At 69.2% G+C, this 14,678-nt stretch carries 13 protein-coding genes; 6 read left to right on the top strand and 7 right to left on the bottom strand.

Going from position 1 to position 14,678, the window contains the following annotated elements; all coding sequences use genetic code 11:
• Positions 1–53: 53 nt before the first annotated feature.
• Positions 54–1,022, top strand: a complete 969-nt coding sequence (locus J4E04_RS10070) for a sigma-70 family RNA polymerase sigma factor (RefSeq protein WP_027505171.1) — start codon at positions 54–56, stop codon at positions 1,020–1,022.
• Between the two features lie 62 nt (positions 1,023–1,084).
• Here J4E04_RS10070 and J4E04_RS10065 read toward each other — a convergent pair whose 3' ends face one another.
• Together J4E04_RS10065 and J4E04_RS10060 are read right to left on the bottom strand one after the other, a co-directional pair.
• Positions 1,085–3,820, bottom strand: a complete 2,736-nt coding sequence (locus J4E04_RS10065; RefSeq protein WP_490150429.1) for a bifunctional acetate--CoA ligase family protein/GNAT family N-acetyltransferase — start codon at positions 3,818–3,820, stop codon at positions 1,085–1,087.
• Complete coding sequence (locus J4E04_RS10060; RefSeq protein ID WP_027505169.1) at positions 3,813–5,078, bottom strand: acetoin utilization protein AcuC; 1,266 nt, start codon at positions 5,076–5,078, stop codon at positions 3,813–3,815. The genes J4E04_RS10065 and J4E04_RS10060 overlap by 8 nt, the downstream gene beginning before the upstream one ends.
• 162 nt (positions 5,079–5,240) lie before the next feature.
• On the opposite strand from J4E04_RS10060, the gene J4E04_RS10055 reads away from it, so the two are divergent.
• Positions 5,241–5,927: an iron-dependent transcriptional repressor DtxR gene (locus J4E04_RS10055; RefSeq protein ID WP_027505168.1), complete on the top strand. Its 687-nt coding sequence runs from the start codon at positions 5,241–5,243 to the stop codon at positions 5,925–5,927.
• A 48-nt stretch (positions 5,928–5,975) separates the two neighbouring features.
• Complete coding sequence (gene galE / locus J4E04_RS10050; protein ID WP_027505167.1) at positions 5,976–6,959, top strand: UDP-glucose 4-epimerase GalE; 984 nt, start codon at positions 5,976–5,978, stop codon at positions 6,957–6,959.
• A gap of 9 nt (positions 6,960–6,968) precedes the next feature.
• On the opposite strand, the gene J4E04_RS10045 is transcribed toward galE, so the two are convergent.
• Positions 6,969–8,039: a DUF4192 domain-containing protein gene (locus J4E04_RS10045; protein ID WP_490150428.1), complete on the bottom strand. Its 1,071-nt coding sequence runs from the start codon at positions 8,037–8,039 to the stop codon at positions 6,969–6,971.
• Positions 8,040–8,177: 138 nt separating this feature from the next.
• Between J4E04_RS10045 and dtd the strand changes: the two genes are divergently transcribed.
• Positions 8,178–8,609: a D-aminoacyl-tRNA deacylase gene (dtd, locus tag J4E04_RS10040; protein WP_490150427.1), complete on the top strand. Its 432-nt coding sequence runs from the start codon at positions 8,178–8,180 to the stop codon at positions 8,607–8,609.
• Between the two features lies 1 nt (position 8,610).
• Here dtd and J4E04_RS10035 read toward each other — a convergent pair whose 3' ends face one another.
• The 4 genes from J4E04_RS10035 to J4E04_RS10020 all read right to left on the bottom strand — a co-directional run bounded on the left by J4E04_RS10035 (position 8,611) and on the right by J4E04_RS10020 (position 11,920).
• Positions 8,611–9,261, bottom strand: a complete 651-nt coding sequence (locus J4E04_RS10035) for a trimeric intracellular cation channel family protein (protein WP_027505164.1) — start codon at positions 9,259–9,261, stop codon at positions 8,611–8,613.
• Positions 9,262–9,264: 3 nt separating this feature from the next.
• The gene (locus tag J4E04_RS10030; protein WP_307108805.1) at positions 9,265–10,074 is read right to left on the bottom strand and encodes a sensor domain-containing protein; all 810 of its coding nucleotides are present in this window, start codon (positions 10,072–10,074) and stop codon (positions 9,265–9,267) included.
• A gap of 125 nt (positions 10,075–10,199) precedes the next feature.
• Positions 10,200–10,838 (bottom strand): MBL fold metallo-hydrolase, encoded by a 639-nt coding sequence (locus J4E04_RS10025; RefSeq protein ID WP_285185048.1) that lies wholly within the window; start codon positions 10,836–10,838, stop codon positions 10,200–10,202.
• Entirely contained in the window at positions 10,835–11,920 is a 1,086-nt protein-coding gene (locus tag J4E04_RS10020; protein WP_027505161.1) for an S-(hydroxymethyl)mycothiol dehydrogenase, read from the bottom strand. Before J4E04_RS10020 ends, J4E04_RS10025 begins: the two co-directional genes overlap by 4 nt.
• A 153-nt stretch (positions 11,921–12,073) precedes the next feature.
• On the opposite strand from J4E04_RS10020, the gene sthA reads away from it, so the two are divergent.
• Entirely contained in the window at positions 12,074–13,489 is a 1,416-nt protein-coding gene (gene sthA, locus J4E04_RS10015) for a Si-specific NAD(P)(+) transhydrogenase (RefSeq protein ID WP_027505160.1), read from the top strand.
• 149 nt (positions 13,490–13,638) lie between these two features.
• Positions 13,639–14,607 carry a proteasome assembly chaperone family protein gene (locus tag J4E04_RS10010; protein WP_056444855.1) on the top strand — a complete coding sequence of 323 codons (969 nt, stop codon included), beginning with the start codon at positions 13,639–13,641 and terminating at the stop codon, positions 14,605–14,607.
• Positions 14,608–14,678 lie beyond the last annotated feature (71 nt).

The following is a 14,678-nucleotide window of genomic DNA, read 5'->3' as shown; positions in this document are numbered from 1 at the left end:
TGACGTGTCCCGGCGTTGTAGCCAGTGAGACACCACCGATCAGGAGGCACGTCATGACCAGCCCCACCACCATTCGCCCTCGACCGAGTGATGCCGACCTGGATGCACAGAGCCCGGCAGCGGACCTCGTTCGCGTCTACCTCAACGGTATCGGCCGCACGGCTCTGCTGACGGCCGCGGAGGAAGTCGATCTGGCGAAGAAGATCGAGGTGGGTCTGTACGCGACCCATGTGCTCGCGACCGGGAAACGCCTCTCCCCCGCCAAGAAGCGTGACCTCGCGCTCATCGTCCGCGAGGGCCAGTCCGCTCGGGCACACCTCCTCGAGGCCAACCTCCGTCTCGTCGTCTCACTCGCCAAGCGATACACGGGCCGCGGGATGCCGCTGCTGGACCTCATCCAGGAGGGCAACCTCGGTCTCATCCGTGCGATGGAGAAGTTCGACTACGCCAAGGGCTTCAAGTTCTCGACGTACGCCACCTGGTGGATCCGTCAGGCCATCACGCGCGGCATGGCGGACCAGAGCCGCACCATTCGTCTCCCCGTGCACCTGGTGGAGCAGGTGAACAAGCTCGCGCGGATCAAGCGTGAGCTGCACCAGCAGCTCGGCCGCGAGGCCACAGACGACGAGCTCGCCGAGGAGTCCGGCATCCCGGTCGAGAAGATCGCGGATCTGCTCGACCACAGCCGAGACCCGGTGTCGCTCGACATGCCCGTGGGCAGCGACGAGGAGGCGCCGCTGGGCGACTTCATCGAGGACTCGGAGGCCACGTCCGCCGAGAACGCCGTGATCGCCGGGCTGCTGCACACCGACGTGCGCAGCGTGCTCGCCACGCTGGACGAGCGTGAGCAGCAGGTCATCCGGTTGCGCTACGGCCTCGACGACGGTCAGCCGCGCACCCTCGACCAGATCGGCAAGCTGTTCGGCCTCTCGCGTGAGCGCGTTCGCCAGATCGAGCGTGAGGTCATGGGCAAGCTGCGTCAGGGCGACCGCGCCGAGCGACTGCGGTCCTACGCCAGCTGATCGACCCCCGCATCACGAGACAGGCCCCCGGCTCTCGCCGGGGGCTGTCGTCGTTCACGGGCTCAGCGCAGGCGACGGGGGCCCAGATCGATACGGCTGGGCTCGGGCCCGATGCGGATCCGTGCGTCGGTGGTCTCCGCGCCACTCGGTGACGCGAGGACCGGGTCGCACACCAGCTCGCGCACCTCGGACAGATCGTCCGCCAGTGTGGAGACCCGGAGCACGACGTCCACCAGCGCGCCCTTGTTCACCGGGGACGCGGTGCGGTACCCCGACAGCATCGGCGCCGCCCGCGGCGCGTCGATGAGCTCCGCGGCTTCCCTCTCGGTGAGTGGGAGCACGCGGTACGCCCTGTCTCCCAGCAGATCCGACATGATGCCGGACAGCCCGAACGACACCAGTGAGCCGAACGACGGATCGTCCTGGACCCGCACCAGGCACCCGATCCCCTTGGTCGCCATCCGCTGCACCTGCATCACCGGGGTGCCCGATGCCTCGAACAGATCCCGGTACGCGCGGGCGACGGCGTCCGGCCCCACGACGTCGAGGCGGACACCGCTCAGGTCGGGGCGGTGTCGCCACTGATCGCCGGTGGCCTTCACCGCGACGGGTCCTCCCAGCTCGCGGGCCGCCTCCACCGCCTCGGCCTCGTCCGTCACCGTGCGGAAGGCGGCGATCTCCACGCCGTAGCACCGCAGCAACTGCTCGGTCTCGACGTCCGAGAGCCACCGCCCCGAAGGACTGGCCGCCATCCAGCCGGCCACCAGTGCGCGCGCCGCGTCGGCGTCGACGCCGCCGGGCCGCACCACGCTGTCGGCCGGTCGATTCAGCCACGAGGCGTACCGCCACGCCTTCTGCAGCGCGTAGACCGCCCGCGCCGGGTCGGGATACGACGGCACCGATCCGCGGATCGGCGTTCCGTCGTCGCCGCGGACCGCCAGCACGTCCGGAATGCCCTCGGCGGCGAGGAAGGTCGTCAGCACCGGCTTGTCGGCGCCGCGGACCGCCGCGCCGAGTGCCTCGGCGTAGGAGGCGACACGGACGGCGACCGGAGGCACGAAGACCGCGAGAACGGTGTCCACGTCGTCCGACCGCAGCGCCGTGGTGACCGCGGCCGCGAACTCCTCGGGCGTGGCCTGCGCGCCCACGTCGACCGGGTCCGGTGCGGTCATGCCGCTGTCGCGTGCGGCGTCGACGGCGAGGACGCCGAGCGCCGTCGAGTTGCCCACCACCGCGACCCGCGGACCTGCCGGCAGCGGCTGATAACCCAGAAGGATGGCGCAGTCGAACAGTTCCGCGATCGAGTCGACCTGGATCACCCCCGCCTGCTCGAAGAGGGCACGCACGATCGTGTCGTCGATGTCCGTGCCGGTCGCCAGCGCGGGCGGCACGGCTCCGCGTCCGCTCTTGACGGCGACGATCGGCTTGGACCGCGCGACCCGGCGCGCGATGCGCCAGAACTTGCGGGCGTTGCCGAAGCTCTCGAGGTAGAGCAGGACCACCTCGGTCGCCTCGTCCTGGTCCCAGTACTGCAGCAGGTCGTTGCCGGACAGGTCGGCGCGGTTGCCGGCGGAGACGAACGTCGACAGTCCCAGGAGCCGTTTCGACGCCTGCGCCAGGATGGCGATACCCAGGGCACCCGACTGGCAGAAGAAGCCCACGCGTCCGCGACCCGGGAGGTCCGTCGCCAGCGTGGCGTTGAGCGACACCGCGGGATCGAGGTTCGCGACGCCGAGAGCATTGGGGCCGACCAGGCGCATGCCGTGTGCACGAGCGGAGTGCACCAGGCGCCGTTCGTTCGCGCGCCCGTCCTCTCCCGTCTCACCGAACCCGGACGAGACCACCACCAGCGCCTTCACGCCCTTGGCGAGACAGTCGTCGAGCACCGCGTCGATCTGGTCGGCCGGCACGGCGGCCACCGCGAGATCCACCTCGTCGGGAATGTCCCGCACCGTCGGGTACGCGCGCACTCCGCGCACCGACGTGTGTTCCGCGTTCACGGGATAGACAGGTCCGGTGAACGACCCGCGCAGCAGGTTGGTCAACACCGCGTTGCCCACCTTCTCGGGGTCCGTCGAGGCACCGATGACGGCGACGGAGCGTGGGCCGAGCACGTTGCGGACGCTGCGGGCCTCGGCCGCGCGCTCGCGGGAGTTGCGCACCTGGACGAGCGCGTCGCTGGGATCGATGTCGAAGTCCAGGTTGAGCACGCCGCCGTCGAAGCTGCGACTGACCTGGTAGCCGGCCTGCCGGAACACGGTGACCATGTTGCGATTCTCCGCGAGCACCTCGGCGACGAAGCGGCGCACCCCGTTCTCCGCGGCCGCCCCCGCCAGATGCTCGAGCAGGATCGGACCGAGCCCACGACCCTGGTGCGCGTCGGCGACGACGAAGGCCACCTCGGCGGAGTTGCCGTCGCCCTGCGGCAGGCGCTCGTACCGGCCGACGGCGATGATCTCGTCGCCGAGCGTCGCGACGAGGGCCACCCGCGACGTGTGATCGACCGTCGTGAAGTTGAGGATGTCGCGCTTGGGCATGGTGGGGTACGGACCGAAGTAGCGCAGGTACCGCGTCCGCTCGGACAGCTTGCCGTGGAACTCGACCAGGGTGTCCGCGTCACCGGGCACGATCGGCCGCAGATGCACCACGCGGCCGTCGGACGCGAGCACGTCGGCGGCCCAGTGCCGCGGGTAGTTCTCGGCCCGCTGCCGCTCGAGCTCCTTCGGATCCGGCGGCGTCGGCGCGTCCGGTGCCGTCTGCGCTGTCGGTGTCTCGGGTGCGGGTGTCTCGTCAGTCACGCGGATCCTCCGGGTCGAGTCCCCACAGCGGGTAGACGGCGCGGCGGGTGGCCACGATGGCGGTGTCGATGCGTTGGATGGCGCGATCGACGTGCTCGACACCCGACTCCGGGGAACCACCCGGCCCGTCCCACGGCGGGTAGTCCACGTCGCCGTCGTCGCTCATCGTGGACGGCAGGTCGATGCTCGGCGCGGCGAGCCGCACCTTCTCGTGCCACTCGTCCGGAATGGACGTCGTCGGATCGAGATCGCGGTCGAGCACCGCGGCGATGAGATGGGTCCAGGCACGGGGCACCACCCGCACCAACCCGTATCCGCCACCCCCCACCGCGAGCCACCGACCCTCACAGACCTGGTCGGCGAGGTCGCGCATCGCACGGAACGCGGCGCGCTGCCCGTCCACGGTGAGTCCGAGATCGGCGAGCGGATCCTCCCGATGACTGTCCACGCCGCACTGGCTGATGATGATCTGCGGCTTGAACGCCGCCACCGCTCCGGGCACCACCGCGTGAAACGCTCTCAACCACAACCGGTCTCCCGTGCCGGGCAGGACCGGCACGTTGACGGAGGTGCCCTCCGCGGCGTCGGCACCCACCTCGGTGGACCATCCGGTGTTGGGCCACAGCGTGGCCGGGTGCTGGTGCACCGAGACCGTCATGACGCGGGGATCGGCGAGGAACGCCGCCTGGACACCGTCACCGTGATGAGCGTCCACGTCGATGTAGGCGATGCGGTCGTACCCGTTGTCGAGCAGCCACGAGATGGCGATGGCCGCGTCGTTGTAGACGCAGAAGCCCGACGCCCAGTCGGCCATGGCGTGGTGCATGCCCCCGCCGATGCTCACCGCGCGGCGCGAGCGTCCCGACGCGATGGCCCGCGCGGCGGTCAGGGTGCCACCCGCGATGACCGCGCTGGCCTCGTGCATGTCGGGGAACACCGGGTTGTCCTCGGATCCGAGACCGTGCAGCACCTCGGACGCCCGCGAACCCAGCGGCAGGTCACGCGGCGCGCGTTTGACCGCTTCGACGTACCCCGGTGTGTGCACCCGCAACAGCTCACTGTCCGACGCGACCTCCGGCGGCAGCAGTTCGGTCCCCTCGAGAAGACCGATCCCCCGTGCCAGATCCATGGTGAGTGCGAGACGGGTGGGATTCATCGGGTGGTCGTCGCTCCACCGGTAGTTCAGGTAGTCCGCGCTCCAGACCAGAGCGGGCTGCCCCGGAGGCGACTGCGATGTCGAGGACGACTGCAGAGTCATGGCCCTCAACCTACGTGTCCGATTCGGCGTTCGTGATCGACTCGCGCACACGTGCTCGACGGGTCGTGGCAGGGCGGACGCACCGCGGCTCACCACGCCGCACCTGGACCCACCGGTGAACCGTCCGTACCGGTAGAATCCACGACGACGAAGGGTGTGATTGTGAAGGATCTGGTGGACACCACCGAGATGTATCTCCGGACCATCTACGACTTGGAAGAAGAAGGGGTCGTTCCCCTGCGCGCCCGCATCGCCGAGCGCCTCGAGCAGAGCGGACCGACCGTGAGCCAGACCGTGGCTCGGATGGAGCGCGACGGGCTGCTCCTGGTCGCGGGCGACCGGCATCTGCAGCTGACGGAGAAGGGCCGCGAGCTCGCGGTCGCCGTGATGCGCAAGCACCGGCTCGCCGAGCGGCTGCTCGTGGACGTGATCGGCCTGCGCTGGGAGGACGTGCACGCCGAGGCCTGCCGCTGGGAGCACGTCATGAGCGAGGAGGTCGAACGTCGCCTCGTCGAGGTGCTGGACAACCCGACCACCTCGCCGTACGGGAACCCGATTCCCGGTCTGGCACTGCTGGGTTCGTCCCGGCCGACCGAGCAGCCGGAGGATCTGGTGCGCCTCAGCGACATCGCGCCCGGAACGCCCACCGCCGTGGTGGTGCGCCGCCTCGCGGAGTACGTGCAGTCCGACCCCGACACGATCGCGCGCCTGCGCGAGGCCGGAGTCGTCCCGGACGCGCGCGTCACCGTGTCCGTCACGCCGGGCGCGGTCACCATCACCGTGCCGGGCCACGACGACGTCGACCTGTCCGAGGAGATGGCGCACGCCGTTCAGGTCCGCACCATCTAGCTGCTCGGGTCTCTCGCGGAGTTCCCAGACACAGGAATCGGAGTTCGAGTGAAGTTCGTGGTGACCGGCGGCGCCGGCTACGTCGGCAGCGTGTGCGCGGCCGTCCTGATGGAGAACGATCACGACGTCGTCGTGGTCGACGATCTGTCCACCGGCAACGCCGACGGGGTGCCCTCGGGTGCGGAGTTCGTCGAGGGCCCCGTCGCCGAGGTCGTCTCGTCCGTGCTCGGACGCGAGAAGGTCGACGGGGTCCTCCACTTCGCGGCTCAGTCGTTGGTCGGCGAGTCGGTGGAGAAGCCGGAGAAGTACTGGCGCGGCAACCTCGGTGCGGCGCTGGAACTGCTCGATGCCATCGTCGAGCACCAGGTTCCGCGCCTCGTGTTCTCCTCGACCGCCGCGACGTACGGGGAGCCCGAACGCACGCCCATCACGGAGGACTTCCCCACTCGGCCCACCAACCCGTACGGAGCCAGCAAGCTCGCGATCGACCATGCGATCACGGGATACACGGCGGCGCACGGGTTCGGGGCGACCAGCCTCCGGTACTTCAACGTGGCCGGAGCACACGCCGGCCTCGGCGAGAACCGTGTCGTCGAGACCCACCTCATTCCTCTCGTCCTGCAGGTCGCTCTCGGACACCGTGAGTCCATCTCGGTGTTCGGCACCGATTGGCCGACACCGGACGGTACGGCCGTCCGTGACTACATTCACGTCCGCGATCTGGCCGACGCGCACCTGCGCGCCCTGTCCCAGAGCGTCCCCGGGAGTCACCGGATCTTCAATCTGGGTAGTGGCGAAGGGTTCTCGGTGCGCGAGGTCATCGACGCGTGCCGCCGCGTCACCGGGGTCGACATCGCCGTCACGGACGCACCCCGGCGAGCCGGCGATCCGGCAGTGCTCGTCGCGTCGAGCGAGAAGGCCATGGCCGAGCTCGGCTGGAAGCCCGAGCTCACCGATCTCGACGTGATCGTCGCGGACGCCTGGGCGTTCCTGCAGTCTCTCGGCGACAGGGCGCACTCCGCCCGTCGTTGACCCCGGGCCTCACACCGCGTCCGGCGGCAACTCGACCCCCAGGTCCTCCGCCAGTGACCGCGCGGACAGCACGAGCTCACGCACCACGGTGGGTCGCACACCGTTCTGCAGAGCCGTGTCCAGCAGTTGCGCGAAGCGGTACTCCGGATCCGCGGTCAACGCCGTCTGCAGCGCCACCCCGGCGAGCGGTCCGTCTCCGCGCAGGTACGCCCACGCCCCCAGCATCGTCGCGGGGTGCGCTCGGTCCGGTCCGCTGACCCGCCGCGTCAGCTCGACCCACACCGCCTCGGCCGTGGGTCCCAGCGCGGTCGTCGCGAGGCCGAGAACGGCGTCCCGCACCGCGATCGTGCTGATCGCCACCATGATGCGTGCCGCCGTCAGGTGGTCGAGCTCGTCGGAGGCGTGCAGTGCCTCGAGGAAGACGACCGTGTCCGCCAGCAGGTCCGAGTGGCCGACCGGCCCGTCCTCCAGCTCGACCCGCAGTCGGCTGTTGCGGAACCGTTCGCACTCCGACTCCGGAACGGGTTGCAGCAGCAGCGCGATCTCCGACCGGGACGTGCGGATCTGCCGTCCCGCCATCACTCGGCACGCCGCGACCTGCGACGAGCCGGGATCGGGCAGCGTGCCGCACCGCGGATCACCACCCAGGCTGCGCCACCGCTGACCGACCGCCAGGTGGGACACGTGGTGCACACCGAACAGGTCGATCCCGCGCGGGTCGAGTGTGTCCCGCAGCGCATCGGCCACCACCTCGTACGGCATCGTGAACTTCGACCCGGTGATCAGCACCGCGACGACCGCGTCCAGACCCTCTCTCGTGCAGACCTCGCCGCACCGCTCGATCACGTCGGCGAGCTCGGGTGAGTCGAGCCGGTCGGAGAGGTCCTGCCGCATGCACATCTCCACGACGGTGGGGCTGCCGGTGCTGAGGCAGATGAGCACGATGGACCGCGCCGGCACGAAGCCGAGCAGAGCCGGAACGGCGGCGATGAGGTCGCCCACCGACGTCACGACGGGGTGGTCCGCCGTCGTGGACGACGGGGATCGATGGCGGGGAACGGGGTACGGGCGTCGAGTCATGAGGAGGACTGTCCGCGTGCGGCCGACAGGTCCTCCGGGGTCGACCTGGGCCGATGAAACGGCCTGTGGATCGGCCCGCGCCCGGGGATGGACGCTCGCGCGGCTGCCACACTCGTCAGGAGACGACGAGAGGCAACCGTGCGCGCAGTGATTCAGCGAGTGAGCGAAGCGACCGTTCGAGTCGACGGCGTGGAGGTCGGACGTATCGGCGCCGGACTCCTGGCCCTCGTCGGGGTGTCACCGTCGGACGGCGCCGCGGACGTCGAGCACGTCGCCCGCACGATCGCGGATCTCCGCATCCTGCCGGACGAACGATCCGTCTCGGACGATCCCGACGCAGCCGAGGTCCTCGTCGTGTCCCAGTTCACGCTGTACGGGGACACGCGCAAGGGCCGTCGGCCGTCGTGGAACGGTGCGGCGTCGGGCGACATCGCGGAACCGCTGGTCGATGCGGTGGTGGCGTCGCTCCGTGCGCGCGGCATCACGGTCGCGACAGGTGTGTTCGGCGCACACATGGCGGTGCAGTCGGTCAACGACGGGCCCATGACCGTCCTCGTCGACAGCCCCTGACTCATCGGCCTCGTCGGCGCCGCGGACGGCGCCACACCACTTCCTCCGGCAACATCCAGCCGCGACGGCGCGCGAGGAGACACAGGGCCGCGCCGACCACGGTCGCGGCGATCAGAGCGATCGTCGGTTGCCCTGCAGCTTGCACCACCACGAGGGTGGCGCTCGCGATCAGGGCGCACGACGCGTAGAGCGTGTTGCCACCGAAGATGGTGGGGATGCGCCCCACCGCGACGTCGCGGATCGCACCGCCGCCCACCGCGGTGACGGCGCCGAGCCCGATGGCCGGGAGCCACCCGAGCCCGACGCCCAAGGTCTTCTGCGCTCCCGCCGCGGCCCAACAACCGAGTGCCAGCGCGTCGACGTAGGGGAAGACGCGGTCCCACCCACGCCCTTCGAAGCGCACGGCGAACGCGACGACGGCACCGATCAGCGCCACCGTCAGATAGCGGTAGTCGGTGAGTGCGACGGGCGGCCCGGCCTGGAGCAGCGTGTCGCGGATGATGCCGCCGCCGAGCCCCGACACGATGGCGAGAACCGAGAAGCCGACCAGGTCGAAGCGGAAGGCCCGAGCGACGGCGCCGCCGAGAAGGGCATTGGCGAAGACACCCGTGAGGTCGAGGACCCGGAACAGCTCGGGCACTGCCCATGACATGGGCTATCCCCCGGCCTTGACCTTCTGCACCGCGGCGGTGAACGTCCGGTCGAGCGTGGCGGAGTCGGGCGTCAGTTCCCCGAAGGACATGTACGTCGCCGTGACGCGGACGTCGTCGACCTGGGCGAGCAGCGACAGCATGGACTGCGTGACCTCGCCCGCCTGGCCACCGGAGGTGACGGTACGACGTAGCGCGAGGGTGTCGTCGGCACCGATGGGCGGGGGCGGGACGATGTCGGTGGTCACCAGGCTCGTCACACCGGCTGAGGTGGCCTCGACCTCGGAGCACTGCTCCCAGAGTGCCTTCCGATCCTCCAGCGTCGTGTCCACCCGCGACAACTCGATGGAGATGGTGGCCCGGTCGTCGGGATCGGTCGCGACGAGCAGTGCCGTCGAGTCGGGATCGGACGATCGTGCCTCGGGCTTGCATCCCGTCGGTTCGACGGACGCGTCGGCCGCGATGCCGTCGAGGTCCTGAGCCGCCTGCGCCACGGCCTGCGGGGGCAACACCACGGCCTGGTACGGCGCCGTGAAGGTGCTGGGATCGAGGAGCAGGGCCGACAGCGATCCCGCCGCGTCGGGACTCGCCGAGGTGCTGGACGAAGAGCTCGACGGTGTGGTGGTGGTCGACGACGACGAGCCGGGTGCACTGGACGGCGCGGCGGAGGGCGGCGGACCGCCGGCCTCCGGCGTCCCGCTCACCGTGGAGCCACCGCATCCCGCCAGCACGGCGGCGGCGAGGGCGACGAGCGCACCGGCACGCACCGCGGACACTCTGCTGGTGGCACCGGTACTCGTCGCTCGCGTCTGCATGTCTCCCCTGTCGGTGAGGTCCCCGGGCGTCCGGTGACCGTGCGTGGCCTCGACGCTGCCACACCGGCGCCCGCCCGCCCGCGGGCCACACCGAGGGGTGTCCGGTTCGTTACCCGGCACTCGGCTCAGGATCCGCGTGCGATCCATTCCTCGAGATGGGGCGATTCGTCGCCGATGGACGTCCCGTCCCCGTGTCCGGTGTTGACCACCGTCTCCGGTGACAGGGCGAACAGTCGTTCCCGGATGCTGCCGATGATCGTCGGGAAGTCCGAGTAGGACCGCCCGGTGGCACCGGGCCCGCCGGAGAACAACGTGTCGCCGCTGAAGAGCTGACCGGCCTCGGGGAGATACAGGCAACTCGATCCCGGTGAGTGACCCGGCGTGTGCAGGACCTCGATCTCGGTGCCGGCGACCGAGATCCGGTCCCCGTCCGCCAGATCACGGTGAGCCAGTCCCGGGTGCGTCTGTTCCCAGAGCACGTCGTCTGCCGGGTGCAGCAGGATCGGTGCGTCGAGCCGCTCCGCGAGCTCGGGCGCGACCGTCACGTGGTCGTTGTGTCCGTGGGTGCACACCACGGCGACGACCTTCCGGCCACCGACCGCGTCGATGATCGGGGCCGCGTCGTGCGCTGCGTCGACGATCACCACCTCGGAGTCGTCGCCGACGATCCAGATGTTGTTGTCGACGGCCCAGGATCCGCCGTCGAGCTCGAACGTGCCCGTGGTGACGACCTTCTCGACACGGAAGCCGGAAGGCGTGGTCACAGGACCACCACCGAACGCAGGACCTGACCCTTGGCCATGGTGTCGAACGCCGCCTCGACGTCGTCCAGCGCGATGCGCTCGGTCACGAACTTCTCCAGCGGCAGACGACCCTGCTGGTACAGGTCGACCAGCATCGGGAAGTCGCGCTCGGGAAGGCAGTCGCCGTACCAGGAGGACTTGAGTGAACCGCCGCGACTGAAGAAGTCGATCAACGGCATCTCGAGCGTCATGTCCGGCGTCGGGACACCGACCAGGACGACGGTGCCGGCCAGGTCGCGGGCGTAGAAGGCCTGCTTCCACGTCTCGGGACGTCCGACGGCGTCGATGACCACGTCGGCACCGAAGCCGCCCGTCAACTCCTGGATGGCCTCGACCGCGTCCACGTCGGAGGCGTCGACGGTGTGCGTGGCACCCAGGCCCGTCGCCCACTCGAGCTTGCCCTTGTCGCGGTCCACCGCGATGATCGTGCCCGCTCCTGCCAGCCGGGCACCGGCGATGGCGGCGTCGCCGACACCACCGCAGCCGATCACTGCGACCGAGTCGCCGCGACCGACGTTGCCGGTGTTCATCGCCGCACCGAGGCCCGCCATGACGCCGCAGCCGAGCAGTCCGACGACGGCGGGGTCGGCGGAGGGATCGACCTTGGTGCACTGGCCCTCGTGCACGAGGGTCTTGTCGGCGAAGGCGCCGATGCCCAGTGCGGGCGAGAGTTCCGTGCCGTCCTCGAGTGTCATCTTCTGCGAGGCGTTGTGCGTGTCGAAGCAGTACCAGGGCTCACCGCGCTTGCAGGCACGACACTGACCGCACACCGCGCGCCAGTTGAGCACCACGAAGTCGCCGACCTCGACGTGGGTGACCGCGTCGCCGACCGTCTCCACGATGCCGGCCGCCTCGTGGCCGAGCAGGAACGGGAACTCGTCGTTGATGCCCCCCTCGCGGTAGTGCAGGTCGGTGTGGCAGACGCCGCAGGCCTGCACCCGCACGACCACGTCGTTGGAGCCCGGATCGGGAATGACGATCGTCTCGAGGGACACCGGAGCACCCTTGCTCCGAGCGACGACGCCGCGGACCTGCTGTGGCATTTCTTGCCTCCATCTGTCGGTACTGCCGGGTGCTGCGAACGTGACCGCCACCCTAACGATGCACAGGTGCGAACTGCTGCATCGGAGAGGTGTTCACCCAGTCGTGACACGCACGGCACACCGGATTCTCCTGACGGGACTACTTGTTGGGGCATGTCGGACCAACTCGAATACGACCTGGTAGTCATCGGTTCCGGACCGGGAGGGCAGAAGGCCGCGATCGCGGCGGCGAAACTGGGCAAGCGCGTCGCCATCATCGAGAAGGGCAGCATGCTCGGCGGCGTGTGCGTCAACACGGGCACCATCCCGTCGAAGACGCTGCGCGAGGCGGTTCTCTATCTGACAGGCCTCAATCAACGCGAGCTCTACGGAGCGAGCTATCGCGTCAAGGCGAACATCACGCCGTCGGATCTGCTGGCCCGGACGTCCCACGTGATCGGCAAGGAGGTCGAGGTCGTCCGATCGCAATTACTGCGCAACCGAATAGAGATGATCACCGGCGAGGGCAGGTTCCTCGACGCGCACACCATCGCGGTGGACGACCGCAGCCGCGGCGAGCGCATCACGGTCGGCGCGCGGAACGTCGTGATCGCCACCGGGACGGCGCCTGCCCGTCCCGACGACGTCGAGTTCGACAACTACCGAGTGCTGGACTCCGACGGCATTCTGGATCTGCAGTTCATCCCGTCGTCGATGGTGGTGGTCGGAGCCGGCGTCATCGGGATCGAGTACGCATCCATGTTCGCGGCGCTCGGATGCAAGGTGACCGTGGTCGAGAAGCGCGACACCATGCTCGACTTCTGTGACCGTGAGATCGTCGAGTCGCTGCAGTTCCACCTGCGCGACCTCGCGGTCACGTTCCGCTTCGGCGAGGCGGTCACGGCCGTCGACGTGGGTCCGTCGGGAACGGTGACCACGCTGGCGAGCGGGAAGAAGATCCCGGCCGAGACGGTGATGTACTCGGCCGGACGTCAGGGCATGACCGACGGGCTGGATCTGGAGAAGGCCGGACTCGAGGCGGACGCCCGAGGACGGATCGACGTCGACGACGACTTCCAGACCAAGGTGGACACGATCTACGCGGTCGGTGATGTCATCGGATTCCCCGCGTTGGCCGCGACGTCGATGGATCAGGGCCGACTGGCTGCTTATCACGCCTTCGGCGAGCCGGGGAACAAGCTCACCGACCTCCAACCCATCGGCATCTACTCCATCCCGGAGGTGTCCTACGTCGGCGCGACCGAGGTGGAACTGACGAAGAACTCGGTTCCCTACGAGGTGGGCGTGTCCCGCTACCGCGAACTCGCGCGCGGACAGATCGCGGGAGACTCCCACGGGATGCTGAAACTGATCGTGTCCACCGTCGACCGACGGGTCCTCGGCGTGCACATCTTCGGTTCCGGCGCGACCGACCTCGTGCACATCGGCCAGGCGGTCATGGGGTGCGGGGGCACGGTCGACTATCTGGTCGACGCCGTCTTCAACTATCCGACCATGTCCGAGGCGTACAAAGTCGCGGCACTGGACGTCGCCAACAAGATCCGGGCTCTGGAGGCCTTCACGCGCTGACCGGCGACGGCGGGGAATGTCGGGGTCCCCGCCGTCGTTGGGAGGAGAAACGGGTGAAGCCCGGTCGCGCAGGGTCGCTGTGGGAAAATGGGGTAACCGCACAGTGGTGACCCGGCAGGACACGCACGGCGACGAGGAAGGACACCGGCATGGACGAGAAGTCGAGAATGTACGAGCTGGAGTTTCCAGCGCCCCGAGTGTCGTCCGAGGACGGTGTGGGCCCGGTGCTGGTCCACGGCCTCGAAGGTTTCTCCGACGCAGGTCACGCGGTCAAGCTGGCCACCACGCATCTGCGCGAGACCCTCGAGACCGAACTGGTGGCGTCCTTCGACGTCGACGAGCTTCTCGACTACCGCTCGCGTCGCCCGATGATGACGTTCTCCGCCGACCACTTCTCCGACTACGACGAGCCACACCTCAACCTCTACGCGGTGCAGGACGCCGTGGGTACTCCGTTCCTGCTGTTGGCGGGTCTCGAGCCCGACCTGAAGTGGGAGAAGTTCACCACCGCGGTGCGTCTGCTGTCGGAGCAACTGGGAGTGCGCCGCACCATCGGCTTGAATTCCATTCCGATGGCGGTGCCGCACACCCGGCCGCTGGGCGTCACCGCCCACTCCAGCGACACCGACCTGGTGGGTGAGCACCACAAGTGGTCGGGCGAGCTGCAGGTGCCGGCCAGCGCCTCGTCCCTGCTCGAGTACCGCATGGCTCAGCACGGCCACGAGTCGATGGGCTTTTCGGTGCACGTGCCGCACTACCTGGCACAGACGGCGTACCCGAGTGCGGCGGAAACGCTGCTCGAGCTGGTCGCGGAATCGTCGAAGCTGACCATCCCGTTGAACGCACTGACGGAATCGGCGGCACGGGTACGCGAGCAGGTCGACCAGCACGTCGAGGGCAACCCCGAGGTCCAGTCCGTGGTCCAGGCACTCGAGCGTCAGTACGACACCTTCGTCACGGCGCAGGAGCAGCAGTCGACGCTCCTCGCCGCGGACGAGGAACTGCCCAGCGGCGACGAACTGGGTGCCGAGTTCGAGAAGTTCCTCGCGGAGCAGACCGAGTTCGTCGAGGACGAGCCGTCGCCCGAGGGTCCCGAGGACGGAACAGACCGCTCCTGACGTCACGAGTTCTTACCCAGCCGTAACCCGAGGGCTGTGTGAACGGTGAGGATCCCGGTTTAGGCTCGGTC

This window comes from Rhodococcus sp. NFXS4, assembly GCF_058139645.1.
The sequence above is the reverse complement of the archived record's forward strand: the minus strand, read 5'-3'. Positions and strand labels throughout refer to the sequence as shown.